The sequence below is a fragment of the Roseivirga sp. E12 genome, from assembly GCF_017592825.1.
Lineage (GTDB): Bacteria > Bacteroidota > Bacteroidia > Cytophagales > Cyclobacteriaceae > Roseivirga.
In genome coordinates, this window is record NZ_JAGFMD010000001.1 from 725,972 (window position 1) to 743,437 (window position 17,466).

General features: G+C 40.1%; 12 protein-coding genes. 5 read left to right on the forward strand and 7 right to left on the reverse strand.

Annotated features, from left to right (window positions below; all coding sequences use genetic code 11):
- Nucleotides 1-37 precede the first annotated feature (37 nt).
- Nucleotides 38-2,653, reverse strand: coding sequence for an ABC transporter permease (locus tag J4E76_RS03130; protein ID WP_208501189.1), 2,616 nt, complete (start codon nucleotides 2,651-2,653; stop codon nucleotides 38-40).
- Nucleotides 2,650-2,979, reverse strand: a complete 330-nt coding sequence (locus J4E76_RS03135; protein ID WP_208501191.1) for a PadR family transcriptional regulator — start codon at nucleotides 2,977-2,979, stop codon at nucleotides 2,650-2,652. The genes J4E76_RS03130 and J4E76_RS03135 overlap by 4 nt, the downstream gene beginning before the upstream one ends.
- A gap of 150 nt (nucleotides 2,980-3,129) precedes the next feature.
- Between J4E76_RS03135 and J4E76_RS03140 the strand changes: the two genes are divergently transcribed.
- The 5 genes from J4E76_RS03140 to J4E76_RS03160 are packed head-to-tail and all read left to right on the forward strand — an operon-like array spanning nucleotide 3,130 to nucleotide 6,819.
- Entirely contained in the window at nucleotides 3,130-3,930 is an 801-nt protein-coding gene (locus J4E76_RS03140; protein WP_208501193.1) for a helix-turn-helix domain-containing protein, read from the forward strand.
- Between the two features lie 58 nt (nucleotides 3,931-3,988).
- Nucleotides 3,989-4,465: a DUF6265 family protein gene (locus J4E76_RS03145; protein WP_208501194.1), complete on the forward strand. Its 477-nt coding sequence runs from the start codon at nucleotides 3,989-3,991 to the stop codon at nucleotides 4,463-4,465.
- Between the two features lie 58 nt (nucleotides 4,466-4,523).
- Nucleotides 4,524-5,369: a glucosaminidase domain-containing protein gene (locus tag J4E76_RS03150; RefSeq protein WP_208501195.1), complete on the forward strand. Its 846-nt coding sequence runs from the start codon at nucleotides 4,524-4,526 to the stop codon at nucleotides 5,367-5,369.
- Nucleotides 5,366-6,391, forward strand: a complete 1,026-nt coding sequence (locus J4E76_RS03155) for a polysaccharide deacetylase family protein (protein WP_208501196.1) — start codon at nucleotides 5,366-5,368, stop codon at nucleotides 6,389-6,391. Before J4E76_RS03150 ends, J4E76_RS03155 begins: the two co-directional genes overlap by 4 nt.
- Entirely contained in the window at nucleotides 6,388-6,819 is a 432-nt protein-coding gene (locus tag J4E76_RS03160; protein ID WP_208501197.1) for a hemerythrin domain-containing protein, read from the forward strand. Before J4E76_RS03155 ends, J4E76_RS03160 begins: the two co-directional genes overlap by 4 nt.
- Here the strand turns inward: J4E76_RS03160 and J4E76_RS03165 are convergent, their stop codons facing one another.
- The 5 genes from J4E76_RS03165 to J4E76_RS03185 form a co-directional block, all read right to left on the reverse strand.
- A complete protein-coding gene (locus tag J4E76_RS03165; RefSeq protein ID WP_208501198.1) occupies nucleotides 6,820-9,501 on the reverse strand; it encodes an ABC transporter permease in 2,682 nt (893 codons plus the stop codon).
- A complete protein-coding gene (locus tag J4E76_RS03170; protein ID WP_208501199.1) occupies nucleotides 9,498-9,830 on the reverse strand; it encodes a PadR family transcriptional regulator in 333 nt (110 codons plus the stop codon). Before J4E76_RS03170 ends, J4E76_RS03165 begins: the two co-directional genes overlap by 4 nt.
- Before the next feature lie 171 nt (nucleotides 9,831-10,001).
- Nucleotides 10,002-12,410: an ABC transporter permease gene (locus J4E76_RS03175; protein ID WP_208501200.1), complete on the reverse strand. Its 2,409-nt coding sequence runs from the start codon at nucleotides 12,408-12,410 to the stop codon at nucleotides 10,002-10,004.
- Nucleotides 12,411-12,442: 32 nt separating this feature from the next.
- Complete coding sequence (locus J4E76_RS03180; protein ID WP_208501201.1) at nucleotides 12,443-14,857, reverse strand: ABC transporter permease; 2,415 nt, start codon at nucleotides 14,855-14,857, stop codon at nucleotides 12,443-12,445.
- Between the two features lie 12 nt (nucleotides 14,858-14,869).
- On the reverse strand, nucleotides 14,870-17,251 hold the full coding sequence (locus J4E76_RS03185; protein ID WP_208501203.1) for an ABC transporter permease: 2,382 nt from the start codon (nucleotides 17,249-17,251) through the stop codon (nucleotides 14,870-14,872).
- Nucleotides 17,252-17,466 lie beyond the last annotated feature (215 nt).

Consider the following 17,466-nt stretch of genomic DNA (forward strand, 5'->3'; position numbering starts at 1 on the left):
GGTGAATCAAAAGAAAGACGCAAAAAACTTTAAAAACCTATTCAATCCTCAATGTATCTACAGGATTAGACTTGGCAACCCTAAAGGACTGCACGCTTACCGTCAACAAAGCAATCAGCCAAGAGCCAAGCCCTACCACTAGAAAAACAATCACTCCGATGCTGATTTTATAAGTGTAACCATCTAACCATCCACTCATAAGGAAGTAAGTAACGGGAGCGGCTATTAAGAACGCTATTAGTACCAATAGTGTGAACTTCTTTGATAAAATCATGACGATTTGACCGACCGAGGCACCAAGCACTTTTCTGATCCCCATTTCTTTTAGTCTTTGACGTACGGTGAAAGATGCTAAACCGAATAACCCTAGAGAGGCTATAATTATGGCCAAGCCTGAAAGAATGCTAATGACTTTTGTCAGCTGCTGCTCAGACTGATATAGGCGGCTAAAGTGCTGATCAAGAAATTCATATTCAAATGGTCTTTGAGGAAATAGAGAAGTCCATACAGTTTCGATTTCCTGAACTGCTGTTTGCAAATTCCCTGCCTTAATCTTGACATTAACCTCACTCCAATAGTTTTCAGTAGGGCTAGTCATGAAAAGTGGCTCTACCTTAAGGTTCAGTTTATTGTAATTGAAGTCTTTGGCAATACCTACAATTTGACCCAGCGTGTCGACTCCTCCAAAATGAAAAGGCATGCCGACAACATCATGACCATTTGCACCAAGTTCTCTTGCTAGAGTTTCATTCACCACAAAGCTTCTTCCCCTTTCATCTGCGGCAAACTCTTTGCTTAACGCTCGACCCTCAAGAATTTCCATTTTGTAGAAATCAAAGAAGTTATGATCTACTTGAACAAAAGAACTGGAGCCGGTAATTAGAGCGGTGTCAGCTCTATATTGCATTGAGGTTTGATGAAGGTTATTACCTAGACGTTGACTTGTAGCAGTCACGTCCAAGATGTTTGATTGATTTTTGAGTTCACTTGACAGTAACTCATACTTATCATTCGTTTCTTGGTACATATTCATCACCACCGTTAATTCCTTATCAAAGCCAAGATCAAGGTTCTGCATGTAGTTCAACTGACGTGTCGCTACAGAAGTACCGATAATAATAGCTATAGCTATGGCATATTGAAAAACCACTAAGGCATTTCTAAACCAAGATTTGCTGTTCGCGGTACCACTCCCCTTTAAAGCCATAACTGGGTTGAACCCAGACATAACCAAGGCTGGATAAATACCGGATAGAAGCCCTATGAGAACGGTGATTGCCATTACAACAAGAAGGTTTACCGGCTGAAAAAACAGAGACATACTTAGGTCTCTATCAATAATTTGGATAAGTGAATTGATAGAAACGAAACACAGACCAAAAGCGATGAGTAAAGCTATAATGGTAAGAACAATGGACTCAGCTACAAATTGACCCGTAATTTGTCCTTTGAAAGCCCCTACCGATTTTCGAACCCCCACTTCTCTAGACCTCGTTGCTGCTCTGGCGGTCGAAAGGTTCATGAAATTTATACTAGCTATGAGAAGTACAAAAACAGCCAGTATTACAAAGATATTGACTGAGCTCCGGGCAAACTTTTTATGATTATTATAGTCGTGCGTAATGTCCATTGAACCTAGATGGACATCAGAAAGCGGCTGAAGGAATAACTCATAGTAATCTAAAGCCTCTTCTCCCATAAATTTCACAAGGAAGTCATCAAACTTGGCTTCAAGTGATGCGATGTCTACACCAGGTGCTAGCTGCAAATAAGTATTGAGATAATTAGAGCCCCACCCGTTTTGTCGTTGCTCGCTATCCCAAGCTTTGGTACTCAAAAGAGCATCAAACTGAAGGTGAGAGTTATCCGGAACATCGGCCATGACAGCCGTCACCTTTAAGTTTACATCGTCATTAGGCAGTTTAAGGAGTTTTCCAATTGGATCTTCATCTCCAAACAAGCGCTCGGCAATGCTTTCGCTAATCACCAAATCAAACATCTCTTGAAATGCTTCATCGATGTTTCCTCTTACCAATTTGAAATCGAACATCTCTAAGAAGGATGTATCAACTCTGGCTATCTCTCCAATGTAGTGCTGTTGATTCTCATGCTCTACTAAGGTGCGCCCCATAGTCCAGTACCGTGTAAAATCGACAACCTCTGGATAATCTGCCAGTAAGTTTGGCCCCATTGGATACATAGAAAGCGCAACTTTCTGCGCAGAAACAGCGCCAAAAGTTTGGACTTCATCAAGGCGATAGATATTGGCTTTCTTTTCATGAAAACCGTCAAAACTCACTTCATTATTGACAAATAATAGAATAAGTAAGCAGGAGGCCATTCCCAAGGCAAGGCCGAAAATATTGATAAATGAGTAACCCTTGTATTTCAAAAGGTTTCTGAATGCGATTTTTAAATAGTTTTTGTACATGACCAGTGGATTATAAAATTTGAGTTTTCTTCTTAAATAGATGTTGCGTGTGGAAAGTAGGACATCTTGTAAGTACAAGGACTTCGCTTTCCAGATGTTCGCTGTGGTTGCCCTTTCATGAAAAAGCTCCATCAAATCACCATCAATATCATCGAATAGTTCTTCTGAAATGACCCATTTCAGAAACCTTCGACTATATTTTGGAGGATTATTCAGTCTCAAGATGTGGTTGATATTTGTGGTAACGTCTTCCAAAAAGACTCACGCTTCTCCTTAGACTCCTTAAGCATATTAATGCCGAAATTGGTAACCTTGAATAGCCGCTTGTTCTTTCCGCCACGCTTAGCCTCAGCTCCTCCTCTTGAGGATTCTACAAGGCCTTTGTCTTCCATACGATAAAGTGCGGTATGGACTGCAGAAATATTAGACTTGCGTCCAACCCTTTCTAACAGTTCAGACTGTATACTAACGGCATATGCATTCTCATCAAGAGAAGCAACTGCCAGCAAGACCAGCTCTTCAAATTCACCTAGATGTATTCCTTTCATAATTCAAAGAAAGCAATATTCATAACAATTGTAAACATTATGGAATTCATTTTCCTAACATTTGTAAACAATAGACTGAGAACTTTCTAAATCGTTACATTCATTTCGAATATTTATTGATCTTATCTTAGTGGATTCAATCTCGTTGCAATGATCTACGAACATATAGCTCCTTCCCTTAGCCTATCCCGTTTCATTAAGTCCTACTGGCTTATTGATAGCGAAGGCGATGCAACACAGCACAGGCAAAAAATCATACCTGATGGCTACCCTGAGTTAATTTTTCATTATGGTGATCCTTATCGTATAAACATTGATGGCGAATGGTATACGCAGGAAAGCGAATTGACTGCTGGCCAGATTAGAAAACACTTTTTCCTAGAAAACACCGGGAAGTCAGGAATGATTGGCATCAAGCTCATGCCTACTTCGCTGACTCAACTCTTCGGTATAGACATGTCTCTGTTCAAGGACAATGTAAAACCAATCTCAACATTAGACATCGACTTGACTCAACATCTTCCAAAGGCTAGTCTGGAAGGCAAAGATTTATTCATAAATTCCTTCGAAGACATAGTCAAGAACCAACTATCTAATGTCTCAAAAGAGCAAAGTGCAGTAGAAGTTGCCGTATTGGAAACCCTAAATACCAAAGGAGGAATTTCAATCTCAAAGCTTTGTCAAGAAATAGGAATTAGTGAAAGACATCTTGAAAGGCAGTTTTCTAAATATGTGGGCTTGAGTCCCAAATTTTATGCTCGAATCGTAAGGTTTGCTCATATTTTCGAGTTGATGCAAAATCAGGATAACTCTTGGAGTGATCTTGTTTATGCCTCGGGCTTTTATGATCAATCTCACTTTATCAAAAATTTCAAAGAATTTACTGGTGAAGATCCCTCAGCCTATGGCTTTAACGAAAAGAACATGGCCAATTTTCACCTAAATCAATAGATGTCGGCTTTTTACAATACAAGGCACTGAAGAGGCCATAATTTGGGCATCAAAAACAATGAAAAGAATCATCCTATCCTTTCTTTTAGTCCTTTCAACATACTGTTTCACATTTGCTCAATCTAAACCCAATGATTCAACAGAAAAGCAATTGCAAAAGCTCGAATGGATTCTAGGTGAATGGAACCGAACCAATGTCCGCCCATGGGTAACCGCAACAGAAACATGGAGTCGAACTTCCAAGTATGTTTTCGAAGGTATTGGCGTTAGTATGAAAGGAAGCGATACGACCTTTGTTGAAAAACTAAGGATTGAAATGAAGGATGACGCAGTTTATTATGTGGCCGATGTAAAAGAGAATGCGACCCCTACTTATTTTAAAATTACCAAGTTTAACGACTCAGGCTTTGTCAGCGAAAACCCTGAGCATGACTTCCCGAAAATGATAAGCTACGAATTGAAAGACGGGACGCTTACTGCCATTATCTCGGACGGAGGCAATAAGAGAATGGGTTTTGTCTTTCAGAAAAACTGAAGTCATCTGAACCAAGATACTTCATATATACCATTAGGAAAATGGGTACCTTTGCCGGATGTCTGGCGAAGTTAAAGTTGTTTCATTCTTTTCCATTGCACTTGTTGTTCTTGTCCTGGCTAATTCCAAAAAGGATGATGTAATTGAGCCAGAACAGGTCACGGTGCTGCAAACTGAAGTAAGGGAAGTAAATAACCCAACAGATATTGAGCCTATTTCATCAGGACTTGTAAAGCCAATCCTTTATACTAAGGTAACGAGCCTGCGTCCTTTGCCCCCATTTGAAGACAAGACCAGGTTTGTTCAACTCATATTACCTGCTATTCTGGTCGCTAAACATAAAATCGAAGAGGATAGATTAAGACTGGCCGCCCTTACAAATGCTTTAGAATGGTCAGCAGCAGACAGCACTTTTCTGCAGCATTTAAGCAAAGCCTATCGCACGGATGATATCACCCTTCTTGATAGAAGACTTCGGACCCATCCCAATAGCATTGTTTTAGCACAAGCGGCTGTTGAATCGGGATGGGGCAAATCCAGATTTTTCAAAGAAGCGAATAACTTATTCGGTATTTGGTCTTACCGTGCCAATGAGCCGAGAATTAGAGCTAGTGTAAGCCGGCTGGACTACCAGGTTTACTTGCGGAGTTATGATAACTTATCTGAATCTATTATCGATTACTTCCAAACTATAGGTCGTGCTAAACCATATACAGCTTTCAGAAAGAAGAGAATGGAAACAAGCGATATTGATGCCCTATTACCTCTTCTCAGTCAGTATTCCGAGCGTAAGGAAGAATACGTAAGACAACTAAGGTCAATGATCAAATTCAACGAGTTTGAACAGTATGATAACTATAGCATAGACCCAAGTTATTTTGTTTCCAAAGTGGTAGAAGAATGAAAGGACTCATTCTTTTGCTGTGCTTCTTTTCTCAAAGTTCTCTGTGTTTCGCATTCCAACAGGCCAATATTTCTGCCTTCGTTTACCATCGTTTTGGTGATGATCGATTTCCATCAACAAATATTGACTTAGACAAATTTGAAGAGCAACTCATATTCCTAAAAGACAATGGTTATTTGGTGCTTAGTCTTGGCGAGGCATTAATCGGATTAAAAGAACAAGATAAGGACTCTAAAATAGCAGTAATCACTATTGACGATGCCTATAAGAGTTTCTATATCAATGGATGGCCACTTTTGAAGCAGTACGGATTCGCAGCCACTTTGTATGTAAATACGAAAACTGTCGGGGCTTCTGATTTTATGGATTGGGACGAGCTCAAAGAAGTTCAGGAAGCTGGAATAGAAATAGGCAACCATTCTCATGCTCACCCCTATTTCCTGAATGATTTTGAGATGAGAGACTTTATCAATGATTTAGACCAGAGTAATAAGGCATTCGAAAATGGTTTGAAGCATCTTCCGAAGACCTATGCTTATCCTTATGGCGAATGGAATCAAGACATGGCTAATGTTCTTGATTCTCTGGGATACACAAGTGCATCGGCACAAAATTCAGGAGTAATCTACCTGCAGTCAGATCGCTTTAGCCTACCTCGTTTCCCCATGTCAAATGACTTTGCTGATATGAAGGCTTTTAAAGAAAAGTTGAATGTGAATGCTCTTGATGTGAATGGCATTGAGGTATATAAAACAGGCAGTATGGGCTCTGAAAAGGCCCCAAGAATCATTGTTAGCTTTAATGAGGGGGATTTAGACGTCAAAAGTCTTCAGGTTTTTGTTCAAGGCAACGAGGCCAATAAATCATTAACCGTTGGGAAAGATGGTTTGGCTAAGCTCACAATATCTCCCAAATCACCAATCGACAGAAGAAGAACTTTGTTTACCATAACTGTTCCTAATCGCAAGGGAGAATGGTCGTGGTATAGCTACTCTTGGGTCATTCCATCTCTCAGTAAATGAAACGACACGATTCTCTGGTTCTGCTATCACGATTTCATCGTTCATGCCTTTTTTTGGCACTGATTGCGAAGGAAAACTCTCCGGAGGTCAAAGGCTACCCAACAGATATCCTTGGCAAAATTGATTATGCGATTTCCTTTTATGATGGCCCTCTCAAAAAGCATTTTGAATTAGAAGAACGGCTATGGAATTATATTTCAAACCGATCAAATGAACTGAAAACCATTATTGACGAACTGACTGCCGAACGGATACAGTTACATGAATTGTTCATTGCGCTTAGTATGAATAATTCTGAATCTACACTTAACCAAATAGGGAATTTATTGGAAACACATGTTCGTAAAGAAGAAAGAGTTCTCTTTCAGCAGATACAAAACGATCTTACCGAAAAAGAACTCTCACATATTGCTACAATCCTAAGTTAATTATTCCACTCGAAGAGCTTTAATAGGGTTAGATCTTGAGGCTCTCACTGCATGGTAGCTGATTACCAAAAACATAATAGAGAAAGAGAGCACACCACTGATTAGAAATACCATTACCCCCACATCAACTCGGTAGGCAAAATCGCTCAACCACTGGTTCATTAGGTACCAGGTAATAGGAATAGATATTATAAAGGCTAAGATCAGTTGTTGACTGAATTGTCTTAGAAGCATACTTAAGATGGTAAAGGTTGGAGCTCCCAAAACCTTTCTAATTCCAATCTCTTTGATCTTATTATTGACTACCATTATGGTAAGTCCCAACAATCCAAATGAAGCAATCAAAATACTGATGATGGTCGCAATACCTGCAATTTGATTTACCCTAGACTCATTCTCGTACATCAGTCTTAGTCTCTCATCGATAAAGCTAAAGCTCAATTCTTCATTGGGAAATGTACCTGCCCAAGTCTCTTCTAAAAGGCTTTGAACTCCAAGTAGGCTATTACCAGTATACTTGAAAAATACCTTTGGTATTGGACTGGAATTTATGCTAAAGTCACTTGCACCTTGTACCATTGGACGCGCATTCTGAGTAATTATTAACGGGCTTACTTCAGTGTGGAGTGATTGAAAATTGAAATCTTTTACCACACCCACTATGCGGTGCGTTCCGAAATCGTTGCCAGGCAATTGTTTTCCCAGTGGGCTTTCAGTATTAAAAAAGTATGCCGCTGCCGCTTCATTAATAATAATGGACTCTGTCTTATCAATTTCTAGTTCTGGGTCAAAATCTCTTCCCGCAACGAGCTCAATTCCAAAGCTAGAGTTATAATAGGCATCCGTAATAAGGAGAGAAAATTGTCTGAATTGACCTTGTTTATCACTAAAACCTAGACCTGTCCAGCCAGACGTACCGAACATATGATTAGCCGTACCAATGCTCTTTATATCAGGATACGTCTGCAGCTTTGACTTTAGAATCTCTGCATTTTCAAAACCGCTATTGATTCTGTCTATGAGACCTGATGCATCCGGTTTGGAATATAAGTTTACATAAACCATGGCCTCTCTTTCGTATCCCAAATCTGAATTTTGCAGGAAATTGAGTTGGCTTCTCATCACCATTGATCCTGAAATAAGAAAAATGGTCAGCAGCAGCTGAAAAACCATTAAAGACTTTCTGAAAAAACCTGCCCCTTTGCTACTCTGAGCACCTTTAAGCACGCTAAGCAATTTGAGGTTTGATAGGACAAACGCAGGATACAGACCTGTCAATATTCCAACTGTCAGTACTATGCCTAAGAATAAAATTACATTCGAGTAATCGACAGGTATTGCAATTTGGGTTCCTGCCAACTGATTAAATGTTGGTAATAACAGATAGGCCAGTCCAAAACCAGTGAGTGCGGCAAAAGCCGTAATGAGCAAACTTTCTGACAGGTACTGCCAAACCAAACCTTTCTTTTGTGCTCCCACTACCTTACGAATACCTACTTCTTTAGCTCTCTTAATAGATTGTCCGGTTGACAAAGTAGTGTAATTCATACAGGCCATAATCAATACCAAAAGGCCGATAGTTGCCAATACGTAGACGTAATTAGGGTTGCCTACGGGCATAGCGGCCGCTGGGAAATCAGTATTCAAATGGATGTCGGTCAAAGGCTGAAGCCCCAATACATACTCGCCTTCCTGGACCTCATCAGCCAATACTGTTCTAATCATACCTGGCAACTTAGCCTCAACGGATTCTACACTTGCATTCTCCTTCAGCAAGACGAAAGTTTCTGGCGCAATATTAAACCATGCTTGTAAAGCACGAGGACTATAGAAGCGTTCCATATCCTCATTAGACACTATCATATCGGCCTGAAAGCCAGTATTCCTTGGCATATTCTCCATTACCGCAGAAACCTGATAAGAAAGCTGCTCATCGCCTATCTGAAGTACTAGCTCCTTGCCTACAGCATCATCCGAACCGAAGTATTTCTGAGCATATTCCTCAGAAAGCACCACATCTTGTCGGCCCAAGGGCTTGGCTGCATTGCCTTTATTCAGATTAAAAGTGAAAACATCGAAGAAGTTTGGTGATACAATGGATACCAACTCATTGATTCGGTTCTCGCCTTCTCCAACTAAAAATCGATTGTAGTCTACTCTAACCGTGGCTTCTACTTCGGGTATATTGGCCTCAAGTGCGCCCGCTAACGGCAACGGAGAAGAAGTATAGAAAAATTGTTGTCCCTCACCGTAGTCTTCCTTGGCCCAGGTTCTGTAAATACGATCGCCCTTCTCATGGAATTTATCAAAGCTTAGTTCTTGTCTAACATATAGGGAAATGAGAATAAAGCAAGCCATACCTATGGCAATACTGCCAATGTTGAGTGCTGTATTGGTCTTCTGTTTCCAAAGGACCCTTGCTGCTACCTTAAAATTGTTCCTTGTCATTGTAATGATATTTGAGTTTAACCTTTTTGATTTCTTGAGATTTGACCACTTAAAGAACCTCAGTACATCCCAGATGAACTTGGCTTTTGCCAATACTGGGGGCTGCTTATTGATTCTTGCTTCGAATAGTTCATGAACGTCTCCTTGTATTTCTTCAAGGAATTGTTCCTTACAATAGAGCTCTAAGAAGCGATCGGCCCATTTGGGTGGTGATATGTGTGGGCGTTTATTCAATTTTGACCAAATGAAATGTCAGGAATTCGATTGTACAGTTTCATCCTAAGTGATTGGGCATCGTCAAGTGCCTTCTTACCAAAAGAGGTTAGTTCGAAATAACGTTTGCGTCTACCTCCTCTTTCGTTGGTAGCTCCGCCCATTTCACTTTTAACAAAGCCTTTTTCATCCAGTCGTCTTAGAGCAGAATGAATTGCACTTATATTGACCGATCGTCCCGTCTCATTCTTTATCTCATCCATGACCGCCACCCCATATGCCTCAGGGTATAATGCTCCTACCGTCAATAGGACTAGCTCTTCAAATTCACCTAAGTATGTTCCTTTCATAGCCGTGTAATTATTAGTTACACAAATATAAAAGAAATATATCTTTCATATATGTACAACTAATTAACAGCTATTAACAATTTCCGTGTATTCAATCGTCATAAAGCAGTATCGAACTGTACAAATAAAAAAGCGCCCGGGGGCGCTTTGTAATTCAATATGTAATGGGAATTATTCGCTTCGCAGTGAATCAACTGGGTTGGAATGTGCAGCCCTTATAGACCGGTAACTCACAGTTAGTAGAGCTACAAAAAGTGCTAGAACAGCAGATATCAAAAAGGCACCTATTCCAAGGCTTACACGATACTGAAAGTTATCGAGCCAATTTCGTAAGAAATAGAAGGCAACTGGACTGGCTAGGAGAAAAGCTATCAACACCTGCTTCACAAACGATCCTGACAACAAGTAGAATAGCTTCCACTCGCTAGCACCTAATACTTTGCGAATGCCGAGCTCCTTTACCCGCTTCTGAACAGTGAAGGAAGCCAGGCCGAAGAGACCTAAACAAGCTACCAGCAGCGTCAAACCTGCTCCAATTTTGAAAATCACGTTAGCCTGCTTCTCTTGTTGATAGAAAAGCGCCAGTTGGTCGTCTAAAAAGTGGTATTCCATTACAGTACGATTGTCGAACTTCTCATGAACCAGAGTCGCCTGATCAATAATACTTGATGGATCACCACTAATCTTAAGTAAGAAATAGTCAATAGAGCCATTTACATTATTCCATGGACCAATAATAATTGGTTCAATCTCAGTATGCAGGGACTTGAAGTTGAAGTCTTCCAAAACGCCTATGACAGTGTAGTTGCCTTTTGCTCTGCCCTCCCAGCCCATATTGATGACTGAGCCTAAGGGCTGTTCCAGACCCAATGACTCTACAGCCGCTCTATTCAATAAGATTTTCGTACTGTCAGATGAGTCATTTCCGCTGAACCAATCACCTTGTTCCACTTTCAAATTCAATGTTTCTAGCATATTCGGGTCAAAGCCCATGTAATACATTTCAACGGTGTCTACTACACCACTTTCCATCCGGTTCACAACTTGGGTAATATTGATGTTCTTCCATTCGCCTGGAACCCTGCTAGCAACGCCCACAGATTCCACACCTGGAATTTGGCCAAGCTCATTTTGCATAGTCTTGAATACAGGTCTGACGGCTCCATTATTGATATCAATAGTGATCACATTTTCTTGATCGAAACCGAGGTTCTTCGTTTGAATGAAATTCATCTGATCGTTCACCACCAATGTCGAAATGATCATGAATATGCCCAATACAAACTGAAGGATCACTAAGCCTTGTCTTACCTTAAACGATCCACCTGCTAATTTCTCCCCCTTTAGAACATTGACTGTCTTCAGCCTTGTCATAAAAAACGCTGGGTATACACCGGATATTAGTGCAACCAAAACTGTAAGTCCAAAAAGCATCGGAAGATACTCTAACAACGTAGACCAACTAAAATCGAAAGACCTACCAGTAAGATCATTGAAGAATGGCATCGCTAAATCAATCATTCCGATAGACAAAAGCATAGCCATTGAAGTAATCAAAAGAGATTCAAGTAAAAATTGTACAACCAATTGACCCTTGACTGCCCCTACTACTTTTCTAATACCGATCTCCTTGGCCCTAAATACTGCCTTAGAAGTTGCTAAGTTCATATAGTTGACACAAGCAATGAGGAGTAGGAAGATGCTTATTGCAATGAAGATGTAGGTATAACTTTTATCTCCTTTGTTAACTGCTATATCACGATCAATATTCCCTGACTCAAAATGGATATCATTAAGCTCTTGGAAGAAGAATTCAACTCTTTGCTTCAATGGACCCGGTATTCTCTCTTCTAAGATTGCTTCAGCCCTGAGCTTAAAATCTTCAAAATCCACACCTTCCTTCAATAGCAAGTAAGATGAAGAGCCGAAACTACCCCATGCGGTGTTCTGTTGATTCCATCGGTCACCTGGAAATGAAGGAGAAACTAAAATATCTACTTCTAAATGAGTATCTCCAACATTATCAGCTATTACACCGGTCACCTGAAAATCTGGCAAACCATTAAACTCCAAGGTCTTACCTATTGCATCGGTAATACCGAACAGGTTTTTGGCTTTAGAAGCCGTTAGGACAACTTGATTTGGGCCGGACAACGCGGTTTCCGAGCTACCTGCGATAAACTCAAAATCGAAAATCTCGAAAAAGCTATGCTCTGCAACGAGGTAATTTCTTTCTGTATATCGTTTATTGTCTATGCGATAGTTGAATTGTCCACCGAAAAACTGACTGACGGAAGTATACGACTCGACATCAGCCATTTCATCAGTAAGCGTCTTGGCGAGAATGGCAGGGTTACTAGCATAGAATGTTGGCTTCTCAGCACCTAAATCCTGTACATAAGGTCTTACGATTCTATCAGCTTTGGCGTGTTGACTTTCAAAGGCGTACTCGCTTCTTACAAAGTTTAGTAATAAGGCTGCTCCAGTAATACCAATGGCTAAGCCAAAGACATTGATCAGGGCATACGCACTATTCCTTCTAAGTGACCTGAATGCGATTTTGATATAGTTTTTTAACATAATGTTGTTGTTTTAAGCTAAATATTTGAGTGCTACTCTGATCTTAGTGTTTTAATTGGGTTAACCATACCTGCTCTCACAGCTTGTGTACTCACTGTCACCAGTACAATCACCAAGACAATGAATCCGGCCAACAAGAAGCTACCAACACCAATGTTGATGCGATAGGCAAAGCCCCCCAACCATTTTTCAATGAAATAATAGACGATCGGGACTGACACTAAACTTGCGATTAACGCAATAGGGATAAAGCGTTGGTTTACCAACCAAACCAGTTGCTTTACTTTGGCACCAAGGACTTTTCTAATACCAATTTCCTTGATCTTTCTTTCGAGTGTAAAAGCTGTCATACCATAGAGTCCCAAACAAGCAATGAAAATACATATGAAAGCAAATGTCTTAATTGCAGTTTGGAGCCTCTCTTCCTCGCCATAATAGGCTTTTAGGTTATCTTCTAAAAACCAGTAATCCATTGGGTAATCAGGTTCTATTGAGGTGTAGACTGTTTTTATATGATCTAAGGCAGTTTTCTTATTACTGGCATCTAACTTTACAGTAAAGAACCAGTTGCTACCTCTACTTACTCGAAAAACTGCCGGTGAGACTTCAGACCTAAGCGATCTGAAATTGAAATCCTTAACAACACCGATCACAGGGGTGTCACTATTCTGGGCAGACCACAGTTTGACATTTTTACCAACTGGGTCAATTCCTCCATAGGCCCTAACAAAGGCTTCATTGACAATAATAGCCGTACTATCTGTTCTTAGATTAGAATCAAAGCCGCGCCCCGATACTATTTCAATATCTTGAATATCGATAAAGTCCATCCCCACAGTGAAAAAAGTAGCCACAGGTGCCTCTGAGGGTGGTGTCCCCTCCATGATCGCTGCGCCAGAATTATTAGTGTACTCAAAGCCCAATACGTCCATTCCACTAGTCACCCCTTTGATATATGGACTTTTAAGAAGCTCTGTTTTAAAGGTCTGAAGTCGTTCAGAAAGTTTCGGGGAGTTATTGGGGACAATCAGAATATCATCTTTGCTGAAACCCAGTTCCATGTTATTGACAAAGTTGCTTTGCTTGACAATCAGCAAGACAGAACTTATTAATACCATGGTGATAAAAAGTTGAACTCCGATTAAAAGTGTTCTTAGGTTGTTCCCTTTTAAAAGGCCGTTTCCTGTTGAATTCTTTAGCACATCTGACGGCTTGAAATTGCTAAGAATCAAAGCTGGATAGCTTCCGGAAACCAGATTTACAGATAATAGTATGACTACCAGACTACTCAGATAAACAGGATTATCTAACAAGGAATACCTCAACTCCGTCTGCATCAGATTTTCAAAAAATGGCAGTGAAATGTCAGTAGTTAACATAGACAACAAAACTGATATCAGGGATATTATAAAAGCCTCCCCCATAAACTGAATGACCAATTGCCTTCGATACGCACCAAATACCTTTCTAACACCAATCTCTTTTCCTCGGGTGATTGCCTTAGCAGTGGCTGCATTTACATAGTTCATACATGCGATAAGGAGAATGAAGATTCCGATGGCGGCTAATAAATAGAGGTTCTGCTTGTCACCAGTTCTAAAACCATTGAAAACCATATCGCCCGACTCAAAATAGATATTGCCAATCGACTGGAACTCATAAGTCTCTCGCTCTAAACTTGTAACAACATCAGGTCTGTCTTTATAGAAATCAATGAAATAGTCCTTGGCATTTTTTGCCGCCTCCTTAGGGTCAACACCATCGGCAAACTTGAAAAAACCATAGACAGAATTGGCAAACCCTTCTCTCATAATAATGTAGTCGTTCACCTCATCTCTTAAATCGAAATTGAATATAAATTCAAACTCCATGTGCGAGTTCTTGGGATCTTCAACAATACCTGTTACTAACCATGAGAAGTTCATGTTACCAGAGACTTTCAAGGTTTTGCCCATAGGGTCCTCCGTCCCGAAAATCTTCTTGGCGGTCGACTCTGTAAGAATTACATTATTTGGTTCGCTGAGTGCCGTAGTCTTATCTCCTCTTAAAAGTTCAAAATTGAAATAGTCGAAGAAGTCTGATTCTGAAGCAAAAAGAGATCTCGTTTTATACTTGATATCCTTGTACTCGATCATTTGAGGGCCTGCTCCCCAATCTCTTACAAGAATTACATCTTCAATACCAGCAACATTATCAGCGATTTGATTTAGGGACTTGGCGGAAACGATGCCCAATCTTCTAGAGTCTCCATCTCCAGTTTGTTCATTAAGTAGAAATCTATAGGATTGTTCTTCATGAAAATTATCGAAGCTCAATTCGTTTTCTACATAAAGCAGGATTAATGAAAAGCACGTAATACCGATTGTCAACCCAAGTACATTCATACCTGCGTAAACTCTGTTCCTCAGAATATTCCGAAATGCCGTCTTTAAATAGTTTTTCCACATAGCTTAATAATTTTACTCGTATCTAAGACTTTGTATTGGGTTTCTTTTTGAAGCCATTATGGCTTGTCTAAATGTTGTCAAAAGTGCGATAACGGTCGTTAATAAGGCTGCCAACAAAAAAGGTCTAACACCCAAATCAATTCTGTAGGCAAAGTCTTCAAGCCACCTACTCATTAAATAAAAAGACAAGGGTATGCTTACAAGAAATGACATTAAAATAAGTTTAAAAAAGTGGCCATTAATCATAAGTGAAATTCCCTTTACAGAAGCACCCAGTACTTTTCTAATTCCAATTTCTTTCACACGCTGTTCGATGAAATAGCTTACCAAACCATAGAGTCCCAAGCAAGAAATTGAGATACAGAGTATGGAAAAAATCGTTACAATCTTCAAGAAATTCTGTTCAGCACTATACTGTCTGGCAAACCAATCATTGATAAAATAATAATCAAATGGGTACTTCTCCTCTAAAGAGGCATGGACTTCTTTAACATGGTCAATTACCGCGGAAACATCTCCAGAAATCTTGATTGCAAGATGATTTGGATACTCATTGATAAACATCACCATGGGCTCAACTGCATTAGTACTTAAAGCTCGGTAGTTAAAATCCTCTGTAAGCCCTATGATGGGTAAATCTGAAGACCCGGAAAATTGAAGAGTCTGTCCTTCGATACTTTCCCATCCTACCTGATTGAGAAAGGCTTGGTTGACAATCACCGAGCCAGCATCGGTAGCAAATTCTTTGCTAAAGCCTCTCCCCTCAATAATATTGATCCCGTAGACATCTATAAAGTTATAGTCCACTCTGAAAAACCTGATATCCATCTCCTCGGTAAAACCTTTAGGAATAACAGTTGTGCCGAAAGTACCTCCACCGATAGCTGCGGGGCTAGCGGACGTCATCAAAACATCAGGATGCTTTTCAACTTCTTGTCTTAGAGCGACAATCTTGGCAGACAGCTCTTCGTTCAACTCCATGATCATAACCTGCTCTGTATCAAGGCCTACATCTTTCTTCAGCAAATACTCATTTTGATCGTATACGACCAAAGCTGAGGCTACCATTAGGGTTGCCAAGAAGAACTGGAAAACGATCATTCCTTTTCTAAGTGCTCCACCTTTTAGTGAACTAATCTTACCAGATTTTAATACTGCTGCTGGTTTGAAAGCTGAAAGAAACAAGGCTGGGTAGGCTCCAGAAACGAAACTGGTAATCAGTATGATTAATAGAATCAATCCAAGAGTGGTACGCTCAAAAATCTGAGCGCTTTCTAAAAACTTGCCTGTGATACTATTGAAATATGGAATAGACAAGTCTACTATCAGCACTGCCAGAATTCCTGAGAGGGTCGTTATAAATAATGCTTCCCCCACAAACTGGCCAAAGAGTTGCCCTTTATGGGCTCCTAGTACTTTTCTTACGCCCACCTCTCTGGCCCTTCTCATGGCCTTAGAAGTACTTATATTGATATAATTGACAGCGGCAATGAGTAACACAAATACCGCAATGAAATTGAAAATGGTAACAAATGAACTGCTTCCGAGCCTTAAATTGAAGTTGCCGACCTGAATGTCATCTGAACCTAGGTATATGTCCTTAAAATGCTGTAAGTAGAGTTTGTAATCATCAACTCTCTCTGAAAAATTAGTAGCCATCATGTCTACCATTCTGCCTTCCATTGCCACGATGTTGGCATTTGGCGTAAGCAATAAATAGGTATTGGTGACCTGGGCGAGCCAATTATTCAAAAAACTAAAGTTAAGATTCCCTTCCCCAGGCAAAGTAGAAGTCCATGAAATCAATGCATTGAATTGCATATGAGAATTTCGAGGTGAATCTTCAACGACTCCGGTAACCTGAAAAGTAGTACTAAAAATGTCTAACTGACTACCAATGGGGTTCTCAGTTCCAAACAGCTTTTCTGAGAGGCTCTTGGTCAACACAATGGACCTTGTCTCATCGAGAACCTCAGAGGGATTTCCTAACAGCACTTCAAAATCGAAGATCTCGAAGAAAGAACTATCAGCAAAGGCAAGCTTATCTTCCTGAATGTGTTTCTCACCAAATGAAACGACCTGAGTATTAAACCATGGTTGAAAACGCGTAAAGCTTTTCACCTCGGGAAAGTCAATTGCCATTTGAGGCCCCATCATACCAGATGACTCTGCAGACTTGTTAATGACCCCTACCTCGTTTGTATAAAACTTATTGATTCTATAAATATCCTCCGCCTTTGTATGAAAGTTATCGAAGGAGTGTTCATCCATTAGAAATACCGTGGCCAGTATTGTACACGCCAACCCAAGTGAAAGGCCAAAAATGTTGACCAATAGATAGGCCTTCATCTTGAGTAAGTTTCTAAGTGTTATTTTGAGATAATTCTTCAACATTACCTTTGGGTTTGGCCCACTATTGTCCAATTACGTACCAACTACATAAAACTCTGTTTTTCAATCAATTAGGTGAATATCTGAAATTCAGAATCGAGAATTTTGTCCATCTCTAAAACAGTACTGCCCAAAAATGGGCACTTTTCAATAAATTCATGAGCTCAAAGCACTGATTAAAAGGACATTCTCTAATTGGTATCATAATGGAGGTATTT

What these genes read in the sequence shown, in the direction of transcription:
- J4E76_RS03150 (WP_208501195.1), top strand. Translation starts at nt 4,524, where the DNA reads ATGTCTGGCGAAGTTAAAGTTGTTTCATTCTTTTCCATTGCACTTGTT.
- J4E76_RS03180 (WP_208501201.1), bottom strand. Translation starts at nt 14,857, where the DNA reads ATGTGGAAAAACTATTTAAAGACGGCATTTCGGAATATTCTGAGGAAC.
- J4E76_RS03145 (WP_208501194.1), top strand. Translation starts at nt 3,989, where the DNA reads ATGAAAAGAATCATCCTATCCTTTCTTTTAGTCCTTTCAACATACTGT.
- J4E76_RS03185 (WP_208501203.1), bottom strand. Translation starts at nt 17,251, where the DNA reads ATGTTGAAGAATTATCTCAAAATAACACTTAGAAACTTACTCAAGATG.
- J4E76_RS03170 (WP_208501199.1), bottom strand. Translation starts at nt 9,830, where the DNA reads ATGAAAGGAACATACTTAGGTGAATTTGAAGAGCTAGTCCTATTGACG.
- J4E76_RS03175 (WP_208501200.1), bottom strand. Translation starts at nt 12,410, where the DNA reads ATGTTAAAAAACTATATCAAAATCGCATTCAGGTCACTTAGAAGGAAT.
- J4E76_RS03155 (WP_208501196.1), top strand. Translation starts at nt 5,366, where the DNA reads ATGAAAGGACTCATTCTTTTGCTGTGCTTCTTTTCTCAAAGTTCTCTG.
- J4E76_RS03160 (WP_208501197.1), top strand. Translation starts at nt 6,388, where the DNA reads ATGAAACGACACGATTCTCTGGTTCTGCTATCACGATTTCATCGTTCA.
- J4E76_RS03135 (WP_208501191.1), bottom strand. Translation starts at nt 2,979, where the DNA reads ATGAAAGGAATACATCTAGGTGAATTTGAAGAGCTGGTCTTGCTGGCA.
- J4E76_RS03140 (WP_208501193.1), top strand. Translation starts at nt 3,130, where the DNA reads ATGATCTACGAACATATAGCTCCTTCCCTTAGCCTATCCCGTTTCATT.